Source organism: Cupriavidus sp. C3SS-1, from assembly GCF_057073755.1.
Genome location: NZ_CP172699.1, coordinates 1,641,742 through 1,668,235 on the forward strand (window position 1 = coordinate 1,641,742; position 26,494 = coordinate 1,668,235).

A 26,494-nucleotide genomic window follows, 5' to 3' on the forward strand; every position below is an offset into this window, starting at 1 on the left:
CTCCTGTCTCCCTTGTGGTGTTCGGATCGGCCGCGGCGTCAGGCCACGGTTTCGCTCCATTTGTCGCGCTCGAATTCCAGTGCGCGGCCCAGCAGGTGCGACACCGTGATGGCGCACTGCGTGGCGCAGAACGCGGAGAACTGTTCGGGGCGCATGACCAGCTCCACGTAGAGCGCCGGGTCGCCGAGCGAGAACTCGAACTCGACCCAGTGTTCATCGCGCGCGGTCACCCGGACATAGGGCTGGGCACGTCCGCGGGCCGGGACGTTGGCATGGAAAAACGGTGTGGTCATGTCTCGCTCCTGCTGCGATGCACATCGGTGGGTGTGCATGGTTCCGGGTGTGGAGACATATAGCGAAGGCCGTGCCACCGGCTGCCAGGCCGCATGGCACAAGGGACTGCGGGAAATTCCAAGGCGTTGCCACGGCGCACCCGCTTGATGATTTGATGAGGGGATCAAGCCTGTTTTCATCAAATGATCAAATCCACGGATATTGCGACGCACCATGCTGTCCACGGGGAATCCCCGCGCTTGCCTGGCTTGCGAAACCGCGTGTTAGGCTACGGAAAAACCGAGGCCAAGGACGTTCCTCTCCGGATCGATTCGCGCCCGCAGGCATTCTGGAGATGGAGATGACCGCGCCCCCCAAGCAGCCGCCATTCGACCTGGCTTCGCTGCTGACGATCGACCCCAAGGCCGCACAGATCCGGCTCGGCGATTCCCGCATGGTGCTGATGCACACCGAGGCCCTGAGCTACCTGCGCAAGGAGATCCTCGATACGCTGGGCCTGGAACGCGGCAAGGGTCTGCTGATCCGCATGGGCTACGCGCAGGGCATGCGGGACGCCGAGATGGTCAAGCGCGAACGCAAGGAGGAACTCGAGACCTCGCCCAACGACGCGTTCCTGCTTGGCCCGCAACTGCACATGCTGGAAGGCGTGACGCGGGTCGATCCGGTCCGGCTGGAGATCGATCGCGACACCGGCCACTTCTATGGGGAATTCCTTTGGCAGGACTCCTGGGAAGGCGAAGCGCCCTACAACGAGGAACTGAGCCGCGAGGAAGGCGGCTGCTGGGTGCAGCTCGGCTATGCGTCGGGCTACAGCAGCACCTTCATGGACCGGCTGGTCATCTACAAGGAAACCGAGTGCCAGCGCCGCCTCGATGCGCTGTGCCGCATCGTCGGCAAGCCAGCCGAGGCCTGGGACGACCCCGACTACCTGAAGTACTTCGAGCCCGACTCGGTCATCAGCGACCTGCTCACGCTGCAGCAGGAAGTCAGCACGCTGCGCGAGACCCTGTGCGGCGCCAACCAGGGCAACCTGATCGGCCAGTCCCCGGCGTTCCGCGAAGCCTTCGGCCTGCTGTCGGCGGCGGCGGACAGCCATATCACCGTGCTGCTGACTGGCGAGACCGGCGCCGGCAAGGAGATGTTCGCGCGCTGGCTGCACGACCACGGCCCGCGCGCCGAGCAGCCGTTCATTGCCGTGAATTGCGCGGCGATCCCGCACGAGCTGATCGAATCCGAGCTGTTCGGCGTCGAGAAAGGCGCCTACACGGGCGCACAGCAGTCACGCCCCGGCCGCTTCGAGCGCGCGCACGGCGGCACGCTGTTCCTCGACGAGATCGGCGACCTGCCGCTGTCGGCACAGGTCAAGCTGCTGCGTGTGTTGCAGAACGCGGAAGTCGAGCGGCTTGGCGGGGTCGAGACGCGCAAGATCGATGTGCGGCTGATTGCGGCCACCAACGTCAACCTGGCACAGGCGATCCGCCAGGGGCAGTTCCGCGCGGACCTGTTCTACCGGATCAGCACCTACCCGGTCGCCATCCCGGCCCTGCGCGAACGGCGCGAGGATATCCCGGAACTTGCGCAGGCGTTCATCCAGCGCTTCAACGCGCGCTACCAGAAGCAGGTGCGCGGGCTGAGCCAGCGCGCCCGCGATGCGCTGATGCAGTACCAGTGGCCCGGCAATATCCGTGAACTCGAGAACATGATCGAGCGAGGCGTGCTGCTCGCGCCCGCGGCGGGGCTGATCGACATTTCCCACCTGTTCGCCAGCCAGCAGCAGGCCACCGAAGCGCCCGAGGACGCCGATGCCCTGCTGCAAAAGCTGCTGGACCAGCAGGTGTCGCTGCCGCAGATCGAGGGGCGGCTGATGCAGCTCGCCATCGACACGACGCGCGGCAACCTGTCATCGGCGGCGCGCATGCTGGGGATCACGCGGCCGCAGCTCGCGTATCGGCTGAAGAAGTGAACGGCCGGCCTACTGGTAATCGAACGTGAAGGTCGCCGCGCTGGCCAACGTCCCTGCGGTTATCGGGAGGCCGTTGTTCAGGCCGATGTACCGCACGGCATAGTTGTACGAAGCAGGAATATTCGCCTGGATACTACCCAGCGGATTGCGCACCTGCAGCGGCACGGGCTGATAGCTGCCGCCGCTTACGATCTGGAAGCCGGCGCCTGTAGCCGCTCCCGGCGCTCCGGCATTCGATGGGCCAAGGACCCCGGAGGCGGCAGCCTGCACAGGCGTGCCGGCCGCACCGTCGAATGTGACGCCGACATTGGCTACCGCGTCACAGGTGACGCCGATGGTGAACGGTGTAGTGCCTGCCGTTGCACCGGAGGGACGCAAATCGGAAGCCCGCACCGCTGGCAGCGTGACAGTCGAAGGATAGGTCACGCTGCAGGTGATCGGGCGCGAGACGACGTTGCCGCTGAAGCCGATGTAGTTGACGTCGCGGCCGCCCAGGGCACCGGCGGTCGATCCTCCGTAGACGCCAAAGCCGAAGCGGGTCTGCGTGGCGTCCAGCGTGCCACCACTGACCGGTCCTGTCTTGACGAACTCGATCGAGACCGAGATGGCGTACGTCATGTCGGCATTCAGGTTGCCGAGCCCCTCGCCCCGGGTGTCGCAGCGGACCCCCGCGGCATTGCTGATGGCCTGCCCTGCCGCGTTGCGCAGGCGAATGCCAATCCCGGCAACCCCGGTCGAGTAGACGCCGCTCGGGCCCTCGGTGCCGGACCCGTAGTAGCAGGCCACGATTTGCGCGCCTGGAATGACGTATGGCGCGACGTTGGTACAGGTCCCTGTGAAGGTGTAGTTGCGCACCGTGCCCGGAATGGTGCTGCCGACCGGAAGCGTGGTCACTACCGCCATATCGCCCACGGCCTGCAGATATGGCATCGCGGGCGTCGCCGTGCAGTCGGCACGGGCCATCTGCGCGCCAAGCAGCAAGAGCGAAAACAGCATGCCATGCAGTGCCGCCTTCGGGCGTGCCCGGTTATCGGACCAGTTCATTTTGGTGCTCCTTGCTTATGCGTCGCGATGCATCCGCGCTCTCGATCGTGGACGTGCCATCGCCGCACATGCTCTGGGCAAATGGCAACCCCGCGCGCGGGGACGGGTCCTGCGCCGGCAGCGAATAGGCGAACGAACAGGTATCGGCGTTCTGCGCCCCCCACTTCGCTGTAAGCACCCCCGCACCGCGCCGGAGGCCCCGCGCGACCAGTCGTCCGTCCTGGCCGACGGTTCCCGCAAGGTGCCCGTCGATATCGAACACCTCGGCACCAAATGGCAGCGGCTTGCCGTCGGCAGTGCGCACGCGCAGGATCACAACCTCGCCACCGCTGCCGGTATCGAAACGCACGCGCACCACGGCGCCGGAGGTCGGCGCCACCTGCTGCATGGTGGACCGCAGCTCCACGTTGAGCGGCAGGTCCTTCGGATCGATCTCGATCTGGTTGCGCGAGAACGGCATCAGGTTCGGCACCGCGGCACGGCCCCATGGGCCGACCCGCACGCCAGTGGCATTCGCGACGCGTGCGCCGGCGGCGTTGTCGGCCTCGATGATGGCAACCGTGTCGCCCAGCGTCGGCATGAAGGTCACGCCACCGGCATAGGCCACGATACCGCCCGAGATGCCGGCGCCGAGCTGGCTGTAGCTGTTGCTGCGGCCCGCATTGGCGGTCAGCGTCGCCACGGGCGAGACATAGCCGACATTGGCTGCAACACTGTTGGCGACCGCGCTGTCGCCGCCACTGCTGTGACTGGCGTTCAGGCCATAGGTCAGGGTATTGTCGGTCCCGAGCGTGCCGGTCAGCGATTCCTGCACGCCCGTGACGCCGGACGAGTCCCTTTGCAGGCTCGTCATGGAGTACGGTGCCTGCGGCGCCTTGCCGAGCGGCACGCCCAGTGTGAGCATGATGCGGTTTTCCCACTTGCCGCTGCCCAGGTTGATCTGCCGGGTGGCCGAAACACCGTAGCTCACGCGCTTGTAGCTGCTGTTGTAGCCGGCCTGGAACTGGGTGTCGCGCCCGCCGCGGTCCCAGTAGTCCTGGGTGGAGCCGGACAGGTAGAAGTTGCCATACCCGGGCGGCAGGCTCTGGCTCACGGTCACTTGCAGGCGTCCGCGGCGGATGCCCTGCAGCGGTGCGTCGGTGGTGGCCGTCTCCTGGCTGCGCGTTGCCACGGCATCGGCAAAGTTCAGGAAGCCGCGGGTGGAATACCGGTAGGCGGCCAGTGTCACATTGGTTCGCGTCGGGGCCACCAGTTTGCTGTAGGACAGGCGCACGCTTTGGCCGCTGCGGTCCGGCTGGTTGGCGAGCCGCGTGCTGGCTTGCGTGATGTCGGCGCCGAAGGCGCCATAGCGCGTGCTCAGCGCCATCCCCAGCACAAACGACAGGTAGTTCTCGGCCGCCAGTACCCCCCCATAGCCCGTGAACAGGTTGGAGATGCCGCGCTGTACCGTCGCTTGCATGAAGAGTGGCGTGTCATGGACACTGGTGTTCCGGTACTGGCCCGATGTCACGCCATAGCGCCACACACCCGGGCGCAGCGCGTTGACCACGGGCGCGTAGGGCACCGCCGAGGCACGCACGCTGCCGTCGGCCTCGGCCACGAGCACCTCCAGGTCGCCGCCGTAGCCGGTCGCGTAGAGATCGTCGATCTCGAAGGCGCCGGGCGCGACCGTGGTCTCGTAGATGATGTTGCCGTTCTGGCGCACCTGCACCCGCGCATTGCTGGCGGCAATACCGCGGATGGTCGGCGCATAGCCGCGCTGGGATTCGGGCAGCATGCGGTCGTCGGTGGCGAGTTGCACGCCGCGAAAGCCGAAGCTGTCGAACATGGCGCCGTCGGTAAAGGCATCGCCGATCACGAGTTGGCTGCGCAACGGCACGATCGAGCGCTGCAGGCTGGTCTGGATTGACTGGTAGCGGTTGCCGCTGACCGAATCGTGCGACAGGCTGCCATAGTGCCGGAAGCGCCAGGGCCCCACGTTGAGGCCGGCATTCAGGCCAAGATAGCCTTGCGTCGAGGACATCCCGGCGCTGTCCGTGTGATAGACGCTGGCGTTGTACTGCAGGCGCGCGGCATTGATGCCTTCGTCCCAGTAGCGCGGATCGACGTATCCGCGCGCGCTACGGTTCAGGAAGGACTGCGGAATGGTCAGTTCCAGCCGTTGTTCACCGTTATCGAATCCGGCGCTCGCGCCCGGCACCAGTTCGGGCAAGGTCAGGCAGTCCGCGGGCGTCGTGCGGGCCAGGCGGTCGGCCGCTTCCGGCGCAAGGCGCGTGATGTCCACGCCGGCGCGCTCAAGCAGCGCACGGTCAAAGCAAGGCTGGACATTGCCGGTATCGGCGTGGGTCTGGCGCAATTCGACTTCGACCATGCCCAGCCACGCGCCGTTGACCTGCAAGTCGGCCCGATAGGTCCCGGGCAGCGGCACGTTGCCCTGGTTGAAGCGCGAAATGTCCAGCCTGGTGCCGCCTGGCTGCCGCAGAAATTCGTCATTGAATTCGATTGCCGCTGGCCCCGTCGTGGCGGCACGGCTTGACGCCGCAGCGAACAGCGACAGCGCCACCACGCAGAGCGGGCACAGGCGCGGCGGGAACAGGCGGGTATTTCTACTGACTCGCATCACGATTGCTCAACAACTGTGGCAGCCACCGCCCTGCCAGTGAGCGGCATCTGTCGGACTGGAGAGAACTGAGGGAACCGGCAGGCGGCGCGGCGCGCGGCCTTTTGGGGTGTGATGGCTAATTGGCCGCTGCCAGCTGCGCTTCGCCGTCGTTTGACCCGCCCCAGTCGTTCAGGGTGTGGTAGCGGACCTTGCTGTCCGGGCCGGGGACGTCGCCCCTAAGCGGGAACCGGAGGGTTTCGCCGGGGCCCACCATGGCCCCGCGGTCGTTGACGGCGCGCTTGCCGCCGCCCGCCAGTTCGACGCTGACGACCGAAACGTGGAATGGGGTCGGGTTCTGGCACTCCAGCACGGACTGGCCATCGGCCCCGGCGAGACGCCATACAAGCTTTGCCGGAGCTTCGCCCGCCTCGCCTTTCAGTCCCGCAGGGCGGTAGAAGAACTTGATGCGCGAACGGAATGCCAGCTGGAGCTTGTTCGGGCCGGCCTCGTCGGCGTTCGGCTTGGGCGGGATTTCAAGCACGTTGAGCCAGAAAACCGATTCGCGATCCGTGGGCAGGGGCTCGCCGGTGTAGACGATGCGCAGGCTCTGGCCCTTGCCGGCATCGATGCGCGCGACGGGCGGTGCCAGCACGAATGGAACGCTGATGCTTGCCGGAGGCGCAGAGGGGTCGCCGTTATCCAGCCAGGACTGCACCAGTGCGGGTGTCTTGCTTTCGTTGGTCAGCTTGACGGTGACTTCCCGGTCCCGGGCACTGTAGATGACGCGGGTTCCTGCAATGACAACCGAAGCCTGTGCGGCAGTGGCGGCCGCAAGGCTCATACCAATCAGCACGGCCAGCAGCATCGCGCAACGGGGCCACCTTTTGAAGAGTATGTAACTAGGCATCGCAACTTGGTCGTGTCCGGAACGAGCGCGGCCGCTGGCTGCGTTCGTTCCGGACACGCGGCTTTACTGGTAGGACAGGATGTAGGTCACGCTCGACCCAACGGAGCCGGCCGTCGCGGCGCCACCGGTTGCCACGTACTGGGCCGCGTACGGCAGCAGCGCCGTGCCGTCCGGGTTGATCGGCTGGGCCAGCGAATTCTGTGGGGCCCCGTCGGAAGCGCCAATCGAGATGGGACTGCCATTGGACGGGTTGAGCAGCCCGATCTGCACGTTGGCCGCACCGCCGCTGCCGACGATGTCGGTGTTGACCAGGCGGCCCGTGGCCGGGTCAACATTGGCGCCGGCTTCGAAGAATGCGTGGACGTTGCCGCTGGCCGGATTGCAGTTGCTCAGCGCAATCTGGAATCCGGTCGTGCCGGCGGTGCTGCCGGCGGCGGTCAGGTGGGTCTTCGAGACGTTGGGCAGCGTTACGGTAAAACTGCCTGCATTGCCGGTCGTGATGGTGCAGGTGGTGTCGGTAATCTGACCCTTGAAGGTTATCGTGCCATCCGATGCATGCGCAAACGGCGTGCCGATACACGCACCAGCGATCAGCAGTGCGGTGAAGAGCTTGGTATTCATTCTGGATCTGTCTTTAGGTTGGAAAGTTGCGAAACCGGGGCCAGGTCGGTCTGACGCGGCCCACTGGCTCCTGGTCTCGTGGCCATGCGCCAACATGACGGTGCACGGCCACAGAACGAGTGGAATCGTATTCACGCCGCTCTGCGGCCTGAATAAGGGATCCCTTAATCTGGTGGCGATTTCTAAGTGCCCGGGAAATCCGCATGGTTGCAGCCTGGCAAGCTGTCGCGATTACCCGCCCGGAAGCAGGCCGTGTTCGACGGCGTACTGGTACAACTCGAAGCCGCTGGTCAGCCCGAGCTTCTTCATTGCCATGCTCTTCTGCGCGCTGATGGTCTTGCTGCTGCGATTCGCCTGCCGCGCGATCTCCACCAGCGAAAAACCCGCGGCGCATTTGCGCAGCACCTCGAGTTCGCGCTGCGACAGCCTCGGCCCAGGCTCAACAGCTTCCATCTCGGCTTCCACCATGGGTTGCTGCGACGGCGGAAAGTAGCTACGGCCACTGAACGCCGCGCGGATCGCGGGCACCAGGTGATGCAGCGGATCCGCCTTGCTGAGGATGACCGAAACGCCGGTCTTGCGAATGCTCTGGAGCAGCGCGGGGTTGTCGAACATGGTGATCACCACGATTCGCGTGGCCGGATAGCGCCGTCGCAGGATCTGCAGCATCGGCAGCCCGTCGCCGATCTCGCCGCCCGGCATCGAATAGTCGGTGACGATGACATCGCAGGCCGCGGTTTCCAGCAGGCGGACCAGTTCCGTAGAGTTCCTGGCCATCCCGACCATCTGCATCCCGATTTCCCGGGCCAGTTCCTGGCACATGCCGCCCAGCACGATCGGGTGGTCGTCCGCAATCAACACCTTGATCATGGCCAGGTCTCCTTTGCAAATGGGGGTCTTCCAGCAGTTCCGCGCAATCCCCGGCGGCATGGTCCGGGCTGGAACAGCTTGCTGACTGGATAGTAGGTTTCCTACAGAACGCCCGATATTGGGCAAAGGCTGAATGCCCTATCGGAAATTTCAGACGGGATTGCAGCGCGCGTCCCGTTGCGCCGAAATCCGGGCACAGGGTTGCAGTGAAGCGCTGCTTGAGACGCTTTTTGCGAGCGATGGAGCGGGAACTGCTGAAGGAACAGTGCGTCGATTGTCCGAAAGGTATTCTTTTTGGACCGACTGGGACGCGGGATTTCCCAGTACATTTTTAGTCACTCCGCTTCCCCCCAGGGAGCCGAGTTTTCCCTTGCAGCAAATCGGCGCCCGCTCCTTACGGAGCGGGCATTTTTTTGGCGATCTGGCCGACTGAGGGGATTGCGGAAAGGGGAGACGCGGCATCTTTGGCCGCGTACGGGGAAGAGAGAGCGTCGGCACTGGCGACGCTGATGCCTCTGGAGGGACGGGGCACTACCGGTGGCAGCAGGCGGCCACCGCGCGGTTCAAATCAAGCCAAGAAACTGACCACCCCGTCAACAAACGCCTGCGGCAACTCCCAGTTCGACAAATGGGCCGCATCGAGCGAAAGATACTCCGCTCCCGGCACAGCCTGCGACACCTCGCGACCTTGCGCGGGCGTGGTGGCAGCATCCTGCTCGCCAACAATCACCAGCATCTTTGCCGCGATCCGGGGCAAAGCATCCCGCAGATCCGCATCCCGCACAGCCGCGCAATTGGCCGCATAGCCAGCCGGATCGCACGCGAGCAGCATGTCGCGTACTGGCGCCATGGCCTGTGCGTGCGACGCCCGATAGGACGGCGTGAACCAGCGCTCCAGCACTCCCGGCACGATGGCTGCCATCCCCTCGCGCTGCACGGTGGCAATGCGGTTGTCCCAGACTGACGCCGGCCCGATCAACGCGGCCGTATTGGCCAGCACAAAACGGCCGAAGCGATCGGCGTGATGCCGCGCCAGCCACATGCCGGTCATCCCGCCCATCGACAGGCCGCAGAAATGCGCGCGCCCGACGCCGGCATGCTCCATCACGGCGAGCACGTCGGCACCCAGCTCGGCCATGCCAAACGGCTCGGCCGGCACCGACGAGCGCCCATGACCACGCGTGTCATAGCGCAGTACGCGGAAATGCCTGAGCAGGGCCGGCATCTGCGGGTCCCACATCTGCAGCGTCGTGCCCAGCGAATTGGACATGACCAGCACCGGCGCGCCGGCGGCGCCCTCGATGGTGTAATGGATGGACACCCCGGCGCGGGTGGCCGTACCGGTGCGGGCTTGAAGATCGGAATGGGTCATGTCAGGCAGCCCGCCACGGCGGGCACGGTTTGGGTTCAGTCAGCGCGGATGCCGCGCTGGCGAATCAGCGCACCCCACTTCTCGGTTTCCCTGGCCAGGTGGTCACGCAGCACGGCGGGCGAACTGCCGATCGGCTCCGCGCCGATCAGCGCCAGGCGCTTCTGCACGGCCGGCTTGCGCAGCGCTTCGAGCATTGCGCGGTTCAGCGTGTCGATCACCGGCTGCGGCGTCTTTGCCGGCACGAAGGCCGCGAACCACGGCGACAGCTCGTAGCCGGGCAGTCCCGCCTCGGCGACGGTCGGGACGTTGGGCAATGCGCTGGAGCGCTTGGCCGTGGTGACGGCGATCGGCGTCAGCTTGCCCGAATCGATCTGCGGCTTGGCCGAGGTGATGCTGTCGAACATGTAGTCGACCTGTCCGCCCAGCAGGTCGGTCATGGCCGGACCGCTGCCCTTGTACGGGATGTGCAGCATGTCCACGCCTGCCATCGACGTGAACAGTTCCGCCGCAAGGTGAATCGATGTCCCGTTACCCGCGGAGGCATAGGTGTACTTGCCCGGCGACGCCTTCGCGTGGGCGATGACTTCCTTGACCGTGGTTTCCTGCCGGCGCGCCTTGTTGGCGACCAGCACGTTCGGCACAACGGCCAGCAGCGAGACCGGGGCGAAGTCCTTGACCGGGTCGTACGACAGCTTGCCGTACAGCGCCTGGTTAACGGCCATGCCGTTGGCCACGATGATCAGCGTATAGCCGTCGGCCGGCGACCGCGCCACCAGTTCGGCGCCGATATTGCCACCGGCGCCGGGCCGGTTCTCGACCACGATCGACTGGCCGAGCGTGCGCGACATGTCTTCGCCCAGCGTGCGGGCGATGTTGTCCATGGCGCCGCCCGAGGGGAACGGCACGATCCAGCGGATCGGGTGGTCGGGATAGGCCGCGTGCGCGGCCGGTGCGGCGAACGAAAGGCTTGCCGCCAGGGCAAGCGCGCCTGCGCGGCCGGTGCAGGCCAGCCGCTGGAACAACGTCTTCATGGTCTCCTCTCTTCGAGCCCGCGCGATGCGGGTTGTTCTTGTCCCGGACCGCGTTTCAGCGGATCGACGACGGGTGCTTGGCCAGCGGCGTGACGTGGATCTTCATGTAAGGGAACAGCGGCAACCCCGACAGCAGCGTATGCAGCTCGTCGTGCGAGGCCACGTCGAAGATGCTGTAGTTGGCGTACTCGCCGACCACGCGGTACAGCTGCTGCCATTTGCCTTCGTGCTGCAGTTGCTGGGCATACGCCTTTTCGCGCGCCTTGATGTCATCGGCCTGCGCGGCGGGCATATCGTTCGGCAGGTTTACATCCATCCGGACCAGGTAAAGCATGGCGTTCCTCTTTGTGAGTCAGGTTGTTCAGGCGTGATCGCGCCGGTAGTGCGCGAGCTTGTCTTCATCGAGCGCAAGCCCCAGCCCCGGGCCTTCGGGCAAGTGCAGGCTGAAGTCGCGGTAAGCGGGCCGCTCGACCACGATGTCATCCTTTAGCAGCAGCGGGCCAAACAGCTCCGTGCCCCACGCCAGCTGCGGCAGCGTGCAGAAGCCATGCGCGGCGGCGATGGTGCCCACGCTGCCCTCCAGCATCGTGCCGCCATATAGCGCGATGCCAGCGGCATCGCCCACGGCAGCCGTGCGCAGCATGCCGAAGATGCCGCCCGACTTGGCGATCTTCAGCGCGAACACGTCGGCGCCGCCGATGCGCGCGAGTTCCATCGCATCCTCCGGACCGCACACGGCCTCGTCCGCCATGATCGGCACCACGAAGCGTGCCGCCAGCCGCGCCAGCGCCGTGCGCTGCTCGCGCGGCGTGGGCTGCTCGATCAGGTCGATGCCCGCGGCTTCGAGCATGGCGATGCCGCCGGCGGCATCGGCTTCGTTCCAGGCCTGGTTGATGTCCACGGTCACGCGGGCGCGGTCGCCGAGCGCGCGCTTGATCGCCGACACGTGCGCCACGTCGTCGCGCACGCTGCGCCGGCCGATCTTGAGCTTGAAGGTGTTGTGGCGGCGCTCGGCCAGCAGGCGCTCGGCTTCGTCGATGTCCTTCGCGGTATCGCCGCTGGCCAGCGTCCACAGCACCGGCAGCGTGGCGCGCACCGCGCCGCCCAGCAGCGTGGCCAGCGGCACGCCCAGGCGCTTGCCCTGCGCATCGAGCAGCGCGGTTTCCAGCGCCGACTTGGCGAAGCGGTTGCCGCGCGCGATCTTGTTCAGTCGTGCCATCGCGGCGTGGACGTTGGTGGCGTCCTCGCCGGCCAGCGCGGGCGCCAGGTAGGTGTCGATGGCCAGCTTGATGCCTTCGGGGCTCTCGTCGCCATACGACAGGCCGCCGATGGTGGTGGCCTCGCCGATGCCCTCGATGCCGTCGCTGCAGCGCAGCCGCACGATCACCAGCGTCTGCTGCTGCATGGTGGCCATGGCCAGTTGATGGGCCCGGATGGTGGGCAGGTCGACCAGGATGGCTTCGACCGAGGTAATCGTGGTTGTCATACCTATATGCGGCTAAGGAGAGATGTCGATGAAGTATGCAGCTTGACGCAGGCGGCGTCCAAGACCGATGATGTATCAATCAATACCCTATAGGTATGCCAATGGAACTCCGGCACCTGCGTTACTTTCAGGTCGTGGCCCAGGAACTCAATGTCACGCGCGCCGCCGAGCGCCTGCATATGGCGCAGCCGCCGCTTTCGCGCCAGATCCGTCAGCTGGAAGACGAGGTCGGCGTAGCGCTGTTCGACCGTGTCGGACGCGGGCTGCGGCTGACCGAAGCGGGCCGGTTCCTGCTGGAGCAGACCACGCAGCTGACCCAGCGGCTGGAAGAAACGATCGAGAGCACGCGCCGCATCGGCACGCAGGACAAGCGCTGGTTCGGCATCGGCTTTGTGCCGTCGGTCTTGTATGGGGTGCTGCCGGAGTTGATCCGCGAACTGCGCGGATCGCCGCAGCAGGTGGAAGTCGGGCTGGCCGAGATGATTACCGTCGAACAGGTCGAGGCATTGAAGTCCGGCCGCATCGACCTGGGCTTTGGCCGCCTTGTCATCAATGACCCGGCGATCCGACAGGAAGTGGTAATGGCCGAGCCGCTGGTGGCGGCGGTGCCGGCCGGCCAGCCGGCGCCGGCCCAGGCCACGCTGACGGCGCAAGGCCTGGCCACGCGCCCGTTCATCCTGTACCCGGCTAGACCGCGGCCGAGCTATGCCGATCACCTGCTATCGCTGTTCCGCGCGCAAGGGCTGCAGCTGCGTGTGGCGCAGGAAGCCAACGAACTGCAGACCGCGCTAGGGCTGGTGGCGGCTGGTGTCGGCATCACGCTGGTGCCGTCATCGATCCAGCGCCTGCATCGCGACGATGTCCGCTATTGCCCGATCGATGCGCCAGGGTTCGTGTCCCCGGTCATCATGAGCTATCGCGTTGGCGACAGCTCGCCGTTCCTGGCCCAGGCGGTAGCCTGGGTCATGCGGCAAGGGCAATAAGGCACCGCAGCTGCAGCGCTGGGCAATGCATCAGCCCTGAGCGCGGCGCTGCCGAACCAGCCTGCTGGCCACGCTGACCACCGCCTGCACCGACGCTTCGACGATGTTGTGGCTCATGCCGACGCCAAAGCCGGCACCGGGCACGCCGTCCAGCGCGGCTTCGACAATCGCCATTGCCTGCGCATCCGCGCCGGCGCCGGTGGCCCGCTCTTCGTAGGCATCGATGCGCAGGCGCAGGTCCAGCGCATGCACCGCGGCCGCGATCGGGCCATTGCCCTTGCCGTGCAGCGTCTTGCGCACGCCGTCGACCGTCACGTCCAGCGCAATGCCCTCCCCGCTCTCGTCGAGCTTGTAGGCGTGATAAACGATGCCGGGGTTCGATGCGTCGGACGAGAGGTAGGTCTGACGGAACAGCTTCCAGAGTTCCGCACCGCTGATCTCGGTCTCGCTCGCATCGGTGGCCCGTTGCACGACTGCGCTGAATTCCACTTGCATGCGCCGCGGCATGACAACGCCGTGCTCGCGTTCGAGCATGAAGGCAATGCCGCCCTTGCCTGACTGGCTGTTGACGCGGATTACGCTGTCATAGGTGCGGCCGAGGTCGGCCGGATCGATCGGCAGATAAGGGACTTCCCACACTCCGTCCGCGTCCTGCGCGGCAAAGCCCTTCTTGATGGCGTCCTGGTGCGAACCAGAGAATGCGGTAAAGACGAGATCGCCCGCATACGGATGACGCGGATGCACGGCGATCGACGTGCATTCCTCGGCAATGCGCGCCACGGCGTTGATATCGGAGAAATCGAGCCCGGGATGTACGCCTTGCGTGTACAGGTTCAGGGCGAGCGTGACGATGTCCACGTTGCCGCAGCGCTCGCCGTTGCCGAACAGGCAGCCTTCCACGCGGTCGGCGCCCGCCATCATGGCGAACTCGGCCGCGGCGACGCCGGTGCCGCGATCATTATGCGGATGTACCGACAGCACGATATGCTCGCGCGGCACCAGACGCCGGTGCATCCACTCGATCTGGTCGGCGAAGACATTGGCCGTGGCGTTCTCGACGGTGGTCGGCAGGTTGATGATCACGCGCCGGTCCGCGCTGGTGCCCCATGCCTCGATGGCGGTGTGGCATGCCTCCAGCGAAACTTCGAGTTCGGCCGCGCTGAAGGTCTCGGGCGAATACTGCAGCGTCCACTTCGTTTCGGGATGCTGGTCGGTCAACTGCTTAAGGTAGCCGATGTGATGACGCACGAGCCCCATCACTGCCGGCACGCTCATGTCGAACACGATGCGGCGCCAGGTCGGGGCAATGGCGTTGTACACGTGCACGATCGCCTTGGGCGCCCCCTTCAGCGCCTCCACCGTGCGCTCGATCAGCTCTTCGCGCGACTGGGTGATGACCATGATGGTCACGTCGTCGGGGATAAGGTCTTCGTCGATGAGCCGGCGGATAAAGTCGAAATCGGTTTGCGACGCGGAAGGAAAGCCGACTTCGATTTCCTTGAATCCGATCCGCACGAGTTCCTGGAACAGGCGCATCTTGCGCTCGCCGTTCATCGGCTCGAACAGCGCCTGGTTGCCGTCGCGCAGATCGGTCGAAAGCCACACGGGCGCGGTGGTAATCGTGCGGTTCGGCCAGGTGCGGTCGGCGAGGTCGACAGGCGGGAACGGTTGGTACTTGGCGGAGGGCTGGGCAATCATCATGGTCCACGAATCCGGGTGCCGGACGGTCCATTGCGGGCCGTGCCGGGGTCAATCAGGCAAAAGACGATGTGACTTCCCCTGCAGCCCTTCGCATGGCGAAGGCTGTTTCGTGGGCCGGGATCAGGGGGAAATCAGGTGGCGCGCAGCGAATCGGTCGATTCAGGCGCCAGAGGACTCAAGCAAGCGGACCCCGGCCGAGCACTAGGGCTAGGCGGCGCAGGGATAGGGAGGAGAGGCGCTTGCGAGACATGCAGGGGATTCTAGCAGAGGCTTTGCGAAAACGTGAACGAGAATTTTGTGGCGAAAGGAATGCCAGCCACCATCGCCTTGCGGTCGAAACGACGTCATCCGACCGAGGTCATCGATGTCACAGCGGCCGGCATTCCATGGCGCTAGTGACTCCCGGGAGCGGCCTGGACAATGCCAGAGCGTAGCGCAAACCTGCGTCCGGCCTCACTCGCCCCAGACCCGCAATTCACGCACGTCGGAACGCTCCGCATGGGTGCCGGACGCCCGGCCTTCCCGGCTCAGCACTTCCAGCAACCAATCCAGGTCCGCTTGCGGCGCGTAGCCCAGCCGGAAGTGCTTCCGCATCAGCGGCACCAGCCTCAGGTCGGCGGCCGCGCCCGCGGAATCCAGCGCGACGAAAACCATCAGCGCGAGATCGGGGCGATAGGCTTCGTGGCCGCCGATCCCCTCATAGTCGTTGATGAAATCGCCGCAGCCATAGAGGATTGGCCTGCCCGCATGCAGTTCAATGGCAATCGGGTGGTGCGACGAATGGCCGTGCACGACGTCCACGCCGGCCTGGTCGATCAGCGCCCGCGCGAACTGGCGCCGCTCGGGCTCCACTTCGTACCCCCAGTTCGGCCCCCAGTGGATCGATACCACGACCACGTCGCCACCACGGCGCTGCGCGCTGATCCGGTCGCGAATGCGCCGGAGGCTCGCGGCGGAGCAGTCGTGCAGCAGGGCAACACCGGGGCGGCTGCTGGTGGCTTCCCAGCTGGACAGCGTCCCCGCGCTGGCCATCGCCAGCGCGAACACCAGGACACGGCTGCCATCCGGACCGGCGAGCGCGGCAGGTAGCGCCGCCTCCCGCTCGTTGCGCCCTGCACCGGCCACGGCGATCCCCGCCGCCTGCAGCGTTGCCACGGTTTCCTCCATACCAGCGCGCCCCCAGTCCAGCACGTGGTTATTGGCCAGCACCGCGCAATCCACGCCGGCGGCGCCAAGGCAGCTGACGTTCGCTGGATGCATCCGGTAGTGGATCCCCTTGCCGGGCCAGGCGTCGTCACAGGTAGTAATGGCGGTTTCCAGATTGACAATGCGCACGTCCGGGTGGCGACGCTCCAGCTCGGACAGTGCGTCTCCCCAGATATAGGCCGGCGATACCGGCCGCGCGATCGTGCCGTTCCTGCGCTCGGCAAGCTCGACGTACTCGACGGCGGAACGGACAAACGATTCGTGCAGCCGTGGATTGCCCGGTATCGGCAGGATCTGGTCGATGCCGCGTCCGGTCATCACATCGCCGCACAGGAACAAACGGATTGCACTCATCTGCCACTCCCTGCGCGAAACCCTGGCGCCAGGCAGCTCATCTGGACGAAGCATCTTCGCGCTCACTCGCCCATCTACGCGGCCAGTTGCCTGTCCGCATGGTAACGCCGCCAGCCCAGCGTCTTCGAGCGTTGGGTCAATCCAGCCCCGACAGCGCGATGCGCGCCGCGCTGGCAATCGTCTCGTTGCTCCACTTCGCATCGGGTGAGGCTTGCGTGAAGTAGATCGCGATGACTATGGGTGCGCCAGCGGGCGGCCACAGCACGGCGATATCGTTGGTGGTGCCATAGTCGCCGCTGCCGGTCTTGTCGCCGATCTGCCAGCCCGCCGGCATGGCCGCCTGGATGCGCGCTGCGCCGGTGGTGTTGCCGCGCAGCCAAGCCTGAAGCTGGCTGCGCTGTGCGGCCGGCAAGGCGTTGTCCAATGCCAGCGCCTGCAGGCTGGCGGCCATGTCCGCAGGCGTCGAGGTATCGCGCGGATCGCCAGGAATGGCGGTGTTCAGCTCGGTTTCCCAGCGGTCGAGCCGGAAAGACTGGTTCCCGATGGAACGGGCAAACGCCGTGACACCCGCGGGTCCGCCGATGCGGCGCATCAGCAGGTTCGCCGCGCCGTTGTCGCTGTACTGGATCGCGGCGGCGCACAGTTGCGCCACTGTCATGCCCTCCGCGACATGCTTCTCCGTGATCGGGGAATAGGCCACGAGATCCTGGCGTGTATAGCGGACATGCTGTTCCAGCTGGCCTGGCGTGGCGGCGCTGCGTTGCAGGATGGCGCCGGCCAGGATCGCCTTGAACGTACTGCAGACGGGGAACCGCTCCTCGGCACGGTACCGTACCTGCCGGCCGCTGCCGGTGTGGCGCGCGAGCACGCCAAGGCGGCCTCCGGCGCGGCGTTCCAGCGCGGCCAGCTCTGCGCTTGCGTCAGGCGCGGGAGCGCGCGCAGGGCCAGCGCATGCGGATGCAAACGGGGCCGCGGCGGCGGCCAGGAGCAAGGTACGACGCGATTTCGATGGAACCATGGACAGCAACGGTGGAAGTCAGCCGGCCATTCTAACCGCCCGCCTGCCCGCTGGTTTGCGCGGCATCGGCCGGGGTGTCCGCTTCGGATTGCTCGTTTCCCATGGCTGCCCAAGGGCCTCCGCGCGTGCGCGGATCGACCGGAAGTTGCCGCTGGATGGCAGCCTTGGCCAGCATGTGCGCGCTGATCGGCGCCGTCAGGAACAGGAAGGCCGTTACCAGCAGTTCATGCAAACTGGTGCTGTCCCCCTGGCAACTGAAGTACACCACCGAGGCCACCACCACGCCGCCCACGCCCAGCGTGGTCGATTTGGTAGGTCCGTGCAATCGCATGAAGACGTCGGGCAAGCGGAACAGGCCGATGGCGCCGACCAGCGTGAAGAGGCTGCCCACCAGCAACAGCACGCAGACCGCGAGTTCGGCGATGGTGCCCAGCGCAGCATCGAGGTTCGGCTGCATGGCTAGTACTCGATGATGTCGCCGCGCTGCAGGGTCTTGGTCAGCGCGACCGTGCCGACAAAGCCCGTCACGGCAATCAGCAGCGCCGCTTCGAAGAACATCGACGAGCGCAGGCCGATGCCGAGCACCACGATCACCGCGATGGCGTTGATATTGAGCGTATCCAGCGCCACGATGCGGTCCACCAGCGCGGGCCCGCGCACCAGCCGCGCGAAGGTCAGCAGGAAAGCGAGGCCCAGGATCGCCAGGCAAACGGGAATCACGATGGCAAGCACAGGAAGATCTCCTTCAGTGGCGTTTCATAGCGGGACTTGATGCGCGCGACGAGCGCCGCTTCATCGTCCAGGTCCAGCACGTGTACCAGCAGGCTGCGGCGGTCGTCGCTGAGTTCCGCGCACAGCGTGCCCGGGCTCAGCGAGACGATGCTGATGAGCGCGGTGGTGGCAAGTTCGTGTTCGGTATCGAGCGGCACCACGATAAAGGCGGGCCGCAGCCGCGCGGCGCGCCCCAGCACCAGCATGGCGACGTCGATATTGGCCACCACGATGTCGATCAGCACATGGAAGCCCAGCCGCAGCATCAGGCCCGGCCGCGACAGCCGGAACGGGCTGAGCACCAGCCAAAGGTCGGCCAGCCGCCCCAGCCCCCAGCCCAGCACAGCGCCCAGCAGCCAGTGTGCGGGCGCCAGGCTGTTGGACAGCAGCAGCCACATGAACAGCAGGATCAGGCTCAGCCATGGATGCGGGAACTGGCGTGCGAGCATGGCTTTACCTCTGCGCCGGCGGCGGCACGCCGGCCGGCAGCACGGCACGGACGTAGGCCGTGCGGTCCTGCAACTGCGCAGCCGCCTGGGAAACATAGGCACTGACCGGCGCCGCAAACGCGGTCAGCATGACGTTGCTGGCGAGCAGGAACGCGCTGCAGGCGAGCTTGCGCCCTTCAGGGCGCGACCGTACGCGCGGTGGCACCGGCGCCCCCGCTTCCTGCACCGCGTTGGCGCTGTCATGCGGCAGGCGCCACAGCAGGCGCGTGCCCGTGCGCGACGCCGCCACCAGCAGCGCCAGTCCGGACACCAGGATGGCGGACCAGTAGACCATCGCGTTGTCCGGCGGCACGGCGCGCAGGATCATGACCTTGCCGATGAATCCCGACAACGGCGGCAGCCCCACTGCCACGACCGCCCCGGTCAGGTAGAGCAAACCGGCGAGCCTTGTGCCGGCTACCACCGTGCCCTGCCCCTTCGCGTCGGCGGGCTCCAGCGCATCCGCCAGCAGGAACAATCCGCCCGTGCACAGCGTGGTGCTCAGCAGGTAGTACAACGCGGCGGCCCAGGCGGCCGGGGTCTGCATGCCGACGGCAATGCCCAGCAGACCGACCGATGCCAGCACGAGGTAGCTGGTGAGCGACCGCAGGCTGGTGGCAGCCAGGGCGCCGATGGCGCCCGCTACCAGCGTGGCCAGCGCCAGCACCGGCAGCCACGCCTGCATGAATGCCGCGAGCAACCCCTGCGCGGCGCCGAACACCAATGCGTCGCAGCGCAGCATGGCATACAGGCCGACCTTGGTCATGACCGCGAACAGCGCGGCCACGGGGCCCGCCGTGCCCGCATAGGCGCGCGGCAGCCAGAAGTACAGCGGAAAGATCGCGGCCTTCAGGCCGAAGACCAGCATCAGCATGACGCCCGCCGCCGCGGCCAACGGCGCGTCGGCGTCGGGCAGGCCCTGCAGGCGAAGGCCCATGTGCGCGAGATTGAGCGTCCCAGTCAGCCCATAGAGCATGCCGATGGCCACCAGGAAAAACGACGAGGCTACGAGGTTGAGCAGCACGTAGTGCAGCCCCGCGCCGATCCGCTCGCGTCCCGCGCCGTGGATCAGCAGCGCATACGATGCCATCAGCAGGATCTCGAAGAACACGAAGAGATTGAACAGGTCGCCGGCCAGGAAGGCACCGTTCAGGCCCATCAGCTGGAACTGGAACAAGGCATGGAAATGGCGCCCCGCGCGCACCAGCTCCGGTCCGGCCGCGGCCAGTGCCGCGGGCGCCAGTAACGCGGTCAGTGCGAGCATCAGCGCGCCAAGGCGATCGCCCTGCAGCACGATGCCGAACGGCGCCTCCCAGTTGCCGAGCTGGTAGACGTCAATGCCGCCGCCCGCCGCACGCGCGACCAGCAGCGCCGCCACCGGCACCAGCAGCAGCGTGGCCGTCATGCACACCACGCGCTGCGCGCGCAACCGGTGCATCGGCATGGCGGTCAGCAGTCCACCGGCGAACATCGGCAGCAGGATGGGGAGCAGCAGCACGTGGTTCACGAGTGAGGCTCCGTGGCTTGCGCGCCCTCCGCGGTGTCGCGGCCGGGCTGGCTCGCCGCATCGACATGATCGCTGCCCGTCAGGCCGAGCGAGCGCAGCGACAGCACCACGGCAAACGCCGTCATGCCGAACGCGATGACGATGGCCGTCAGCACCAGCGCTTGCGGCAGCGGATCGGCGTAGAGCGCGCCGTCCGCAATGACGGGCGGCTTGCCGATCAAGAGCCGGCCCATGCCCAGCAGGAACAGGCTGATCGCATACGACAGCAGCGTCAGCCCGAGCACCACGGTAAAGGTGCGCGCCCTGAGCAGCAGGTAGATGCCGCACGCTGCGAGCACGCCAATGGCGCCGGCATAAAGCGCGGACATCAGGCAACCTCCTTGCCGCGCTGTGGGCGGCCAAGCGCCGCCGGCGTGTTGCGCACGCCGAGATGCGAGACGATCAGCAAGGTGGTGCCGGTCACCGTGGCATAGACGCCAAGGTCGAACACCATGGCGGACGCGAGTTCGATTTCGCCGAGTCCGGGCACGTGAAAATGGCCGAAGGCCGTGGTCAGGAACGGAAAGCCGAAGGCAAGACTGCACAGCCCTGTCAGCCCCGCCACCAGGATTCCGCCACCGGCCAGCGCGCGGTAGTCGGGGGCGATGCGCGCCTCGGTCCAGCGCACGCCGTTGGCGACATACTGCAGCAGCAACGCGACCGAGGTGATCAGCGCGGCAATGAAGCCACCGCCAGGCAGGTTATGCCCGCGCAGCAGCAGGAACACGGAGACCAGCAGCGTCAGCGGCAGCATCAGCCGCGCAAGCATGGCCAGCAGCAGCGGATGCCGCTGCGCGGACCAGGCCTTGCCGTCCGGCCCGGCATCGGGCATCGGCAGGCGCATGCCGCGCAGCAGCGCCTGCACGGCCAGCCCCGCGACCAGCAGCACGCAGACTTCGCCCAGGGTGTCGAAGCCGCGGAAATCGACCAGCAGCACGTTGACCACGTTGTGGCCGCCGCCACCGGGCACCGCGTTGTCCACGTAGAAGCCGGACACCGGATCATAGGTCCGCGTCATCACCGCATACGCGCAGGCGGCCAGCAGGCCACCGCCGCCGAGCGCCACCACCAGGTCGCGCAACTGCCGTCCGGACGCCTGCGGCGTCACCGGCTCCGGCGGCAGGTAGAACAGCGCCAGCACCAGCAGCAGCACGGTGACCACCTCGACCGAGATCTGCGTGAGCGCCAGGTCGGGCGCGGAAAAACGCGTGAAGATCAGCGACACCAGCAGGCCGCAGGTGCTCAGGAACACCAGTGCTACAACACGCTGCCGCCGCGCGCCCACCACGGCTACCGCGCACAGCGCCAGCAAGACCAGGCAGGCCGCGCCCATCGGATCGATCGCGCCATCCGGGACGGGACCGGCCAGCGCGTCGAGATCCCCCAGGAACGCAGCCGGCACGGCCAGCAGCGCAGCCAGCATCCAGGCCATGTAGCGCTGCAGCGAACCGTTCTCCATGCGGCGCGTCAGCGTGCGGGCCAGTCGCTCCAGCGTGGCGATGGCGGCTTCGAACGAACGGCGCGCGCTGAGCGGCTCGATGACACGCTGCCAGCGCCGCAGCGCATCGCGCCGCAGGAAGAACAGCGCCGCCCCGCCCGCCATGGAGAGCAGGCTCATGACCAGCGGCAGGTTGAAGCCGTGCCACAGGTGCAGGCTGTAATCGGGCAGCGGCGCGCGCAGCGTGGCAAGTGCCGTGGCCGCGAGCAGGTTGCCCACCGTATAGGCCGGCGCCAGGCCGACCACCAGGCAGATCACGACCAGCAACTCCACCGGCAACTTCATGAAACGCGGCGGTTCATGCGGCGGATAGTTGGGCACGTCGGGCTTGTCGCCGCCAAGGAACACGCCGTAGCTGAAGCGCAGCGAATACGCCATGGTCATGGCGCCGGCCACGGTCGCCGCCGCGGGGATCACCCAGTTGAAATCGCCGAGCAAGCCCTGCGCCAGCGTTTCGCCGAAGAACATCTCCTTGCTCAGGAAGCCGTTGAACAGCGGCACGCCGGCCATCGACAGCGACGCCACGCTGGCCAGTACCGCCGTGTGCGGCATGTAGCGCGCCAGGCCGCGCAGGCGGTCCAGGTCGCGCGTGCCGGTTTCGTGGTCGATGATGCCGGCGGCCATGAACAGCGACGCCTTGAACACGGCGTGGTTGATGATGTGGAACAGCGCGGCCACCGTGCTCAACTGCGTGTCGAGCCCGAACAGCAGCGTGATCAGCCCGAGGTGGCTGATGGTCGAATAGGCCAGCAGCCCCTTCAGGTCGCGCTGCAGCAACGCCAGCGCCGCGCCCATGATCAGCGTGACCAGGCCGGTCATGCTGACCAGGTAGAACCACGCATTGGTGCCATCGAGCACCGGATACAGCCGCGCCAGCAGGAACACGCCCGCCTTCACCATGGTGGCCGAATGCAGGTACGCCGATACCGGCGTGGGCGCGGCCATGGCATGCGGCAGCCAGAAGCTGAACGGAAACTGCGCGGACTTGGTGAACACGGCCAGCAGCACCAGCACCAGCATCGGCAGGTACAGCGGATGGTGCTGCACGCTGCCTGCCTGGGCCAGCACGTCGGACAGCTCCAGGCTGCCGCAGATACGCCCGAGCAGCAGCACGCCGGCCAGCAGCGCCAGCCCGCCCCCGCCGGTAACGGTGAGCGCCATGCGCGCGCCCTGGCGCGCGTCCTCGCGCCACGACCAGAAGCCGATCAGCAGGAACGACAGGATGCTGGTCAGTTCCCAGCAGATCACCAGCAGCAGCAGGTTGCCGGCCAGCACCACGCCGAGCATGGCGGCCATGAACATCAGCAGCAGGCAAAAAAAACGCACCGACGAGGCATTGCGCGGCAGGTAGTAGCGCGCGTACAGGACCACGAGCAGCCCCACGCCGATGACGAGCAGCGCGAACAGGAAGGACAACCCGTCGAGCCGCAGGCTGAGGTTCAGGCCGAGGTCCGGCAACCAGTTCACGCGCCACGCCAGCGCGTGCCCGGGCTGCTCGAACACGGCTTCGCGGGCGCGCAGCAGCAGGATCAGCGCCGCCAGCGGAAAACCGATGATGATCGGCGCCACCAGCCGCACGGCATGCTTGCCGGCCAGCCATGTCAGCACGGCGGCAACCAGCGGCAGCGCGATCAGCAGGACCAGCACCATCGGCATCCTCCGTCAGTTCGCGGCCTGGCGGGCGCCGGTGCCATGGCGACTGTGCCGGCCTGTCGCGATTGCCGGCCCGGTTGCGGTCATGGCGAGGACTCCGGCACCGGCTTCACCGGTCATCCCGATCGGGTCATGAATCGCGTCACAAACGACCCGTCCCGCCACAAGGCGTGAGCAATACTGCCCTCGGGATCATTGAATTGTGCCCGCCCGGCTGGCCGAACGGCCCATCTCCGCACGGCACACGAAAAAATTCACTGCCCCGCAAAAAGATTCTGAATGCGCAACGCTGGCGCACGAACCCGGCTTCGAGGTCGTGGCCGACGGCGTCGAACATGAGGAGCATGGCCGCTACCCGAGGGCGCACGTCCTCTGCCCCATCCTCGGGACATTGTTAATGCAGATATAAAAACATTGACTTCATGACACGTCGCGCGACGGCCACAATGCGCGTAGCTGGAAAACTAAATTTAGTACATTCCAGAAGTCCAGATTCGCCATGCCCCGCCCCCGCTCAGCCAGACACCGAGGACAGAACATGCCTGACGTGCCAGCCCGGCCCACGCGCCGCCTCCTTTCGCTCCGCCTGCTCGCGGCGGCATTGGCCACCTGCCTGGGCGCCGCCTGGGTGCCCGCCCGGGCCACCGAAGGCGCGCTGGGGCGGCCGGTCACGGGTACCAGCGTGCTGTCCAATGCCGGCATTGTCGCGCCCGAGCCCGTTACCGTGGTCAACCTTGGCGAGATCTACCTGAACGGGTCGGTCGGTGGTGGACGGCAGGTGCCGGTCATCGGCCAGACCTCGGCCGGCATCGACGCGGAGATCGCGTTCACGCTGGCCACCATCATGAAGGTCTGGGACACCGGTCCGGGCGCGTGGAACTTCGCCTCCAGCTTCACCCTGCCCTATGTCTGGACACAGGTCGGTGCGACGTTCAATGCCGGCCGCCTGCAGGGACGCACGGAAGACCGGTCATCGAACCTGTTCGATATCACGTTCACGCCGCTGATCGCGGGCTACCACTTCTCCCAGACGGCGCACATGGCGCTCAGCCTGAACATCTGGGCACCGACCGGGCAATATGACAAGAACGCGCTGGCCAACCCGAGCCTGAACAACTGGACCTTCATTCCGCAGGTGGCCTTCACCAGGCTGCTGCCCGAGCACGGCCTGGAATTCGACGCGGTGGCCGGCCTCCAGTTCTACACGCGCAACAATGCCACCGACTACCAGAACGCCCCGCTGTTCACGCTCGATGCCATGGTGCTCAAGCGCTTTGCCAATGGCTTCGGCGCTGGCCTGGTGGCGGGCACCACGCAGCAGCTCGGCAGCGACAGCGGCCCGACCGCCGACCGGCTCAACGGCTTCCGCGGATACGACTGGGCGCTCGGCCCGATCGTGACGTACGACACCAAGGTGGGCGCCAAAAGCAAGCTGTCGCTCGGCCTGCGCTGGGTCCCGACCGTGGCGAGCAAGAACCGCATCGACAGCACCAGGACATTCATGGGGACCGCGACGCTGGTCTTCTAATACAGGCGCAAGGCGGCCCCGGCAGGCCGCTCCTGTGTATCCTTGATGCCTGGCGGGCCGGCGCGGGGCATCCGCGCCGGCCCGCCTGTCATTAGGAACACAGGAGACCCATCACGATGAGCGACGCGCTTTGCTTTCTGTCCGCCGTCGAACTGCAGGGCCGGATCCGGCGCAAGGAGGTATCGCCGGTGGAAGTGGTCCGGGCCGTGCTGGAACGCGCCGCGCGCCTCCAGCCCGAGCTGAACTGCCTGATCACCGTATGCGCAGACGAGGCGCTGGCGGCGGCCCGCGAGGCCGAGCACGCGGTGATGGCCGGCCAGCCCATGGGACCGCTGCACGGCATTCCCTTCACCGTCAAGGACATCGTCAATACGCGCGGCGTGCGCACCACCTTCGGCGCCGTGCCCATGCGCGACAACGTGCCGACCGAGGATGCGGTGGCGGTCAGCCGCTTGCGTGAGCAGGGGGCCATCCTGGTGGCCAAGACCACCTCGCCCGAATTCGGCTCCAAGTGCCTGACCGATTCCCCGCTGTTCGGGCGCACCCGCAATGCGTGGAGCGCGGAACGGACCAGCGGCGGCTCCAGCGGCGGCGCCGCGGTGGCCGTGGCCGCCGGCATCGCCCCGTTGGCCGTGGCGACCGACGGCGGCGGTTCCACGCGCATTCCGGCGGCCTGCAATGGCGTGGTGGGCATCAAGCAGAGCCAGGGCGTGATCCCGCACAGCCAGGCACAGGACCTGTTCGGCAACCAGACCTATGTCACCCCGACCACGCGCACGGTCGCGGACACCGGCCTGATGATGCAGGCCATGGCTGGCGAGCATCCGTGCGATCCGTGGTCGATCGGCATCCCCACGCCGGATTATGTCGACGCCGCGCAGCCTCGCGGCGACCTGCGCGGCCGGCGCGTCCTGTATTGCGCGGCGCCGCCGGGACGGCTGGTATCCGCCGATGTCGCCAGCGCGTTCGAGGCGAGCCTGCAGAAGCTGGCAGAGCTGGGCGCGGAGCTGGAGCCCTTCTCTGGCGAGGGCTTCGACGTGGAGCCGATCTGGCGCGCGATCAATCACACCGTCTGGCGCACGCGCTTCGTCGATATCGTCGCCCGGCATGGCAGCGACCTCAGCCCCACCTTCGTGCGGCAGGTCGAATCGGCCGCGCACTTCAGCGGCGTGGAATACCAGCAGGCCATGTTCGAGCGCTCCAGGCTGTTCCAGCGCGTGCAGGCGCTGCTGCAGCGCGGCGACCTGCTCGCCATGCCCACGCTGACGCGCACGGCGCTGCCGATTGGGCAGGACCTGTTCGGCACCATCGACATCGATGGCACGGCTTATGAAGACGTCCGCGCCCACTGGTTCCCGTGGACCATGCCCTTCAACATGACGGGCCACCCCGCCATCAGCCTGCCCTGCGGGTTCGGCCGCGACGGGTTGCCGATCGGCTTCCAGCTCGTGGGCCGGTTTCGCGGCGATGCGGAACTGCTGCGCGTGGCTGCCCTGTTCGAAGCCGCGCACGGCCTGACCGGCCGGTGGCCGGCGCTGCCATGACTGTCCGCCTTTCC

Annotated in this window: 23 protein-coding genes; 4 read left to right on the forward strand and 19 right to left on the reverse strand. The window is 66.7% G+C overall.

The genetic code is table 11. From position 1 onward, the window contains the following. Positions 1 to 38 precede the first annotated feature (38 nt). On the reverse strand, positions 39 to 293 hold the full coding sequence (locus tag ACIGJC_RS07585) for a phenol hydroxylase subunit (RefSeq protein WP_483711383.1): 255 nt from the start codon (positions 291 to 293) through the stop codon (positions 39 to 41). A 341-nt stretch (positions 294 to 634) separates the two neighbouring features. Here ACIGJC_RS07585 and ACIGJC_RS07590 point away from each other — a divergent pair, with 341 nt between their 5' ends. Next, positions 635 to 2,257 carry a sigma 54-interacting transcriptional regulator gene (locus ACIGJC_RS07590; RefSeq protein ID WP_483711384.1) on the forward strand — a complete coding sequence of 541 codons (1,623 nt, stop codon included), beginning with the start codon at positions 635 to 637 and terminating at the stop codon, positions 2,255 to 2,257. 9 nt (positions 2,258 to 2,266) lie between these two features. Here the strand turns inward: ACIGJC_RS07590 and ACIGJC_RS07595 are convergent, their stop codons facing one another. The 9 genes from ACIGJC_RS07595 to ACIGJC_RS07635 all read right to left on the reverse strand — a co-directional run bounded on the left by ACIGJC_RS07595 (position 2,267) and on the right by ACIGJC_RS07635 (position 12,190). Next, positions 2,267 to 3,301 carry a fimbrial protein gene (locus tag ACIGJC_RS07595; RefSeq protein WP_483711385.1) on the reverse strand — a complete coding sequence of 345 codons (1,035 nt, stop codon included), beginning with the start codon at positions 3,299 to 3,301 and terminating at the stop codon, positions 2,267 to 2,269. Continuing rightward, complete coding sequence (locus ACIGJC_RS07600) at positions 3,285 to 5,921, reverse strand: fimbria/pilus outer membrane usher protein (RefSeq protein WP_483711386.1); 2,637 nt, start codon at positions 5,919 to 5,921, stop codon at positions 3,285 to 3,287. The genes ACIGJC_RS07595 and ACIGJC_RS07600 overlap by 17 nt, the downstream gene beginning before the upstream one ends. Before the next feature lie 118 nt (positions 5,922 to 6,039). Then, positions 6,040 to 6,768, reverse strand: coding sequence for a fimbria/pilus periplasmic chaperone (locus ACIGJC_RS07605; protein ID WP_483711387.1), 729 nt, complete (start codon positions 6,766 to 6,768; stop codon positions 6,040 to 6,042). 105 nt (positions 6,769 to 6,873) lie between these two features. Next, positions 6,874 to 7,431, reverse strand: coding sequence for a fimbrial protein (locus ACIGJC_RS07610; RefSeq protein WP_483711388.1), 558 nt, complete (start codon positions 7,429 to 7,431; stop codon positions 6,874 to 6,876). A gap of 231 nt (positions 7,432 to 7,662) precedes the next feature. Continuing rightward, entirely contained in the window at positions 7,663 to 8,301 is a 639-nt protein-coding gene (locus ACIGJC_RS07615) for a response regulator (RefSeq protein ID WP_483711389.1), read from the reverse strand. Positions 8,302 to 8,869: 568 nt separating this feature from the next. Beyond that, on the reverse strand, positions 8,870 to 9,673 hold the full coding sequence (pcaD, locus tag ACIGJC_RS07620) for a 3-oxoadipate enol-lactonase (protein ID WP_483711390.1): 804 nt from the start codon (positions 9,671 to 9,673) through the stop codon (positions 8,870 to 8,872). Positions 9,674 to 9,708: 35 nt separating this feature from the next. Next, positions 9,709 to 10,704, reverse strand: coding sequence for a tripartite tricarboxylate transporter substrate binding protein (locus ACIGJC_RS07625; protein WP_483711391.1), 996 nt, complete (start codon positions 10,702 to 10,704; stop codon positions 9,709 to 9,711). Between the two features lie 55 nt (positions 10,705 to 10,759). Continuing rightward, a complete protein-coding gene (gene catC, locus ACIGJC_RS07630; RefSeq protein ID WP_276100453.1) occupies positions 10,760 to 11,038 on the reverse strand; it encodes a muconolactone Delta-isomerase in 279 nt (92 codons plus the stop codon). A gap of 27 nt (positions 11,039 to 11,065) precedes the next feature. Continuing rightward, positions 11,066 to 12,190: a muconate/chloromuconate family cycloisomerase gene (locus ACIGJC_RS07635; protein WP_483711392.1), complete on the reverse strand. Its 1,125-nt coding sequence runs from the start codon at positions 12,188 to 12,190 to the stop codon at positions 11,066 to 11,068. 101 nt (positions 12,191 to 12,291) lie between these two features. Here ACIGJC_RS07635 and ACIGJC_RS07640 point away from each other — a divergent pair, with 101 nt between their 5' ends. After that, positions 12,292 to 13,173, forward strand: a complete 882-nt coding sequence (locus tag ACIGJC_RS07640; protein WP_483711393.1) for a LysR family transcriptional regulator — start codon at positions 12,292 to 12,294, stop codon at positions 13,171 to 13,173. 30 nt (positions 13,174 to 13,203) lie between these two features. Here ACIGJC_RS07640 and leuA read toward each other — a convergent pair whose 3' ends face one another. From leuA to ACIGJC_RS07685, 9 genes are all read right to left on the reverse strand, one after another. Next, positions 13,204 to 14,871 (reverse strand): 2-isopropylmalate synthase, encoded by a 1,668-nt coding sequence (gene leuA, locus ACIGJC_RS07645; RefSeq protein WP_483711490.1) that lies wholly within the window; start codon positions 14,869 to 14,871, stop codon positions 13,204 to 13,206. 456 nt (positions 14,872 to 15,327) lie between these two features. Further along, positions 15,328 to 16,434: a CapA family protein gene (locus ACIGJC_RS07650; protein ID WP_483711394.1), complete on the reverse strand. Its 1,107-nt coding sequence runs from the start codon at positions 16,432 to 16,434 to the stop codon at positions 15,328 to 15,330. A 136-nt stretch (positions 16,435 to 16,570) separates the two neighbouring features. Next, the gene (bla, locus tag ACIGJC_RS07655) at positions 16,571 to 17,452 is read right to left on the reverse strand and encodes a class A beta-lactamase (RefSeq protein ID WP_483711395.1); all 882 of its coding nucleotides are present in this window, start codon (positions 17,450 to 17,452) and stop codon (positions 16,571 to 16,573) included. Between the two features lie 31 nt (positions 17,453 to 17,483). After that, complete coding sequence (locus tag ACIGJC_RS07660; protein ID WP_483711396.1) at positions 17,484 to 17,909, reverse strand: Na+/H+ antiporter subunit G; 426 nt, start codon at positions 17,907 to 17,909, stop codon at positions 17,484 to 17,486. 2 nt (positions 17,910 to 17,911) lie between these two features. Continuing rightward, on the reverse strand, positions 17,912 to 18,184 hold the full coding sequence (locus ACIGJC_RS07665) for a K+/H+ antiporter subunit F (RefSeq protein WP_483711397.1): 273 nt from the start codon (positions 18,182 to 18,184) through the stop codon (positions 17,912 to 17,914). Then, positions 18,169 to 18,672, reverse strand: coding sequence for a Na+/H+ antiporter subunit E (locus ACIGJC_RS07670; RefSeq protein ID WP_483711398.1), 504 nt, complete (start codon positions 18,670 to 18,672; stop codon positions 18,169 to 18,171). The genes ACIGJC_RS07665 and ACIGJC_RS07670 overlap by 16 nt, the downstream gene beginning before the upstream one ends. Positions 18,673 to 18,676: 4 nt before the next feature. Continuing rightward, positions 18,677 to 20,218, reverse strand: a complete 1,542-nt coding sequence (locus ACIGJC_RS07675; protein ID WP_483711399.1) for a monovalent cation/H+ antiporter subunit D — start codon at positions 20,216 to 20,218, stop codon at positions 18,677 to 18,679. Then, positions 20,215 to 20,586 (reverse strand): Na+/H+ antiporter subunit C, encoded by a 372-nt coding sequence (locus ACIGJC_RS07680; protein ID WP_483711400.1) that lies wholly within the window; start codon positions 20,584 to 20,586, stop codon positions 20,215 to 20,217. The genes ACIGJC_RS07675 and ACIGJC_RS07680 overlap by 4 nt, the downstream gene beginning before the upstream one ends. Beyond that, a complete protein-coding gene (locus ACIGJC_RS07685; protein WP_483711401.1) occupies positions 20,586 to 23,405 on the reverse strand; it encodes a monovalent cation/H+ antiporter subunit A in 2,820 nt (939 codons plus the stop codon). Before ACIGJC_RS07685 ends, ACIGJC_RS07680 begins: the two co-directional genes overlap by 1 nt. 541 nt (positions 23,406 to 23,946) lie before the next feature. Here ACIGJC_RS07685 and ACIGJC_RS07690 point away from each other — a divergent pair. After that, positions 23,947 to 24,936: a SphA family protein gene (locus ACIGJC_RS07690; protein ID WP_483711402.1), complete on the forward strand. Its 990-nt coding sequence runs from the start codon at positions 23,947 to 23,949 to the stop codon at positions 24,934 to 24,936. Between the two features lie 116 nt (positions 24,937 to 25,052). Continuing rightward, positions 25,053 to 26,480, forward strand: a complete 1,428-nt coding sequence (locus ACIGJC_RS07695) for an amidase (RefSeq protein ID WP_483711403.1) — start codon at positions 25,053 to 25,055, stop codon at positions 26,478 to 26,480. Positions 26,481 to 26,494: the final 14 nt, after the last annotated feature.

Coding starts and splice junctions, on each gene's coding strand:
- ACIGJC_RS07585 (WP_483711383.1), bottom strand. CDS start 293: ATGACCACACCGTTTTTCCATGCCAACGTCCCGGCCCGCGGACGTGCC.
- ACIGJC_RS07590 (WP_483711384.1), top strand. CDS start 635: ATGACCGCGCCCCCCAAGCAGCCGCCATTCGACCTGGCTTCGCTGCTG.
- ACIGJC_RS07595 (WP_483711385.1), bottom strand. CDS start 3,301: ATGAACTGGTCCGATAACCGGGCACGCCCGAAGGCGGCACTGCATGGC.
- ACIGJC_RS07600 (WP_483711386.1), bottom strand. CDS start 5,921: ATGCGAGTCAGTAGAAATACCCGCCTGTTCCCGCCGCGCCTGTGCCCG.
- ACIGJC_RS07605 (WP_483711387.1), bottom strand. CDS start 6,768: ATGCTGCTGGCCGTGCTGATTGGTATGAGCCTTGCGGCCGCCACTGCC.
- ACIGJC_RS07610 (WP_483711388.1), bottom strand. CDS start 7,431: ATGAATACCAAGCTCTTCACCGCACTGCTGATCGCTGGTGCGTGTATC.
- ACIGJC_RS07615 (WP_483711389.1), bottom strand. CDS start 8,301: ATGATCAAGGTGTTGATTGCGGACGACCACCCGATCGTGCTGGGCGGC.
- pcaD (WP_483711390.1), bottom strand. CDS start 9,673: ATGACCCATTCCGATCTTCAAGCCCGCACCGGTACGGCCACCCGCGCC.
- ACIGJC_RS07625 (WP_483711391.1), bottom strand. CDS start 10,704: ATGAAGACGTTGTTCCAGCGGCTGGCCTGCACCGGCCGCGCAGGCGCG.
- catC (WP_276100453.1), bottom strand. CDS start 11,038: ATGCTTTACCTGGTCCGGATGGATGTAAACCTGCCGAACGATATGCCC.
- ACIGJC_RS07635 (WP_483711392.1), bottom strand. CDS start 12,190: ATGACAACCACGATTACCTCGGTCGAAGCCATCCTGGTCGACCTGCCC.
- ACIGJC_RS07640 (WP_483711393.1), top strand. CDS start 12,292: ATGGAACTCCGGCACCTGCGTTACTTTCAGGTCGTGGCCCAGGAACTC.
- leuA (WP_483711490.1), bottom strand. CDS start 14,871: ATGATTGCCCAGCCCTCCGCCAAGTACCAACCGTTCCCGCCTGTCGAC.
- ACIGJC_RS07650 (WP_483711394.1), bottom strand. CDS start 16,434: ATGAGTGCAATCCGTTTGTTCCTGTGCGGCGATGTGATGACCGGACGC.
- bla (WP_483711395.1), bottom strand. CDS start 17,452: ATGGTTCCATCGAAATCGCGTCGTACCTTGCTCCTGGCCGCCGCCGCG.
- ACIGJC_RS07660 (WP_483711396.1), bottom strand. CDS start 17,909: ATGCAGCCGAACCTCGATGCTGCGCTGGGCACCATCGCCGAACTCGCG.
- ACIGJC_RS07670 (WP_483711398.1), bottom strand. CDS start 18,672: ATGCTCGCACGCCAGTTCCCGCATCCATGGCTGAGCCTGATCCTGCTG.
- ACIGJC_RS07680 (WP_483711400.1), bottom strand. CDS start 20,586: ATGTCCGCGCTTTATGCCGGCGCCATTGGCGTGCTCGCAGCGTGCGGC.
- ACIGJC_RS07685 (WP_483711401.1), bottom strand. CDS start 23,405: ATGGTGCTGGTCCTGCTGATCGCGCTGCCGCTGGTTGCCGCCGTGCTG.
- ACIGJC_RS07690 (WP_483711402.1), top strand. CDS start 23,947: ATGCCTGACGTGCCAGCCCGGCCCACGCGCCGCCTCCTTTCGCTCCGC.
- ACIGJC_RS07695 (WP_483711403.1), top strand. CDS start 25,053: ATGAGCGACGCGCTTTGCTTTCTGTCCGCCGTCGAACTGCAGGGCCGG.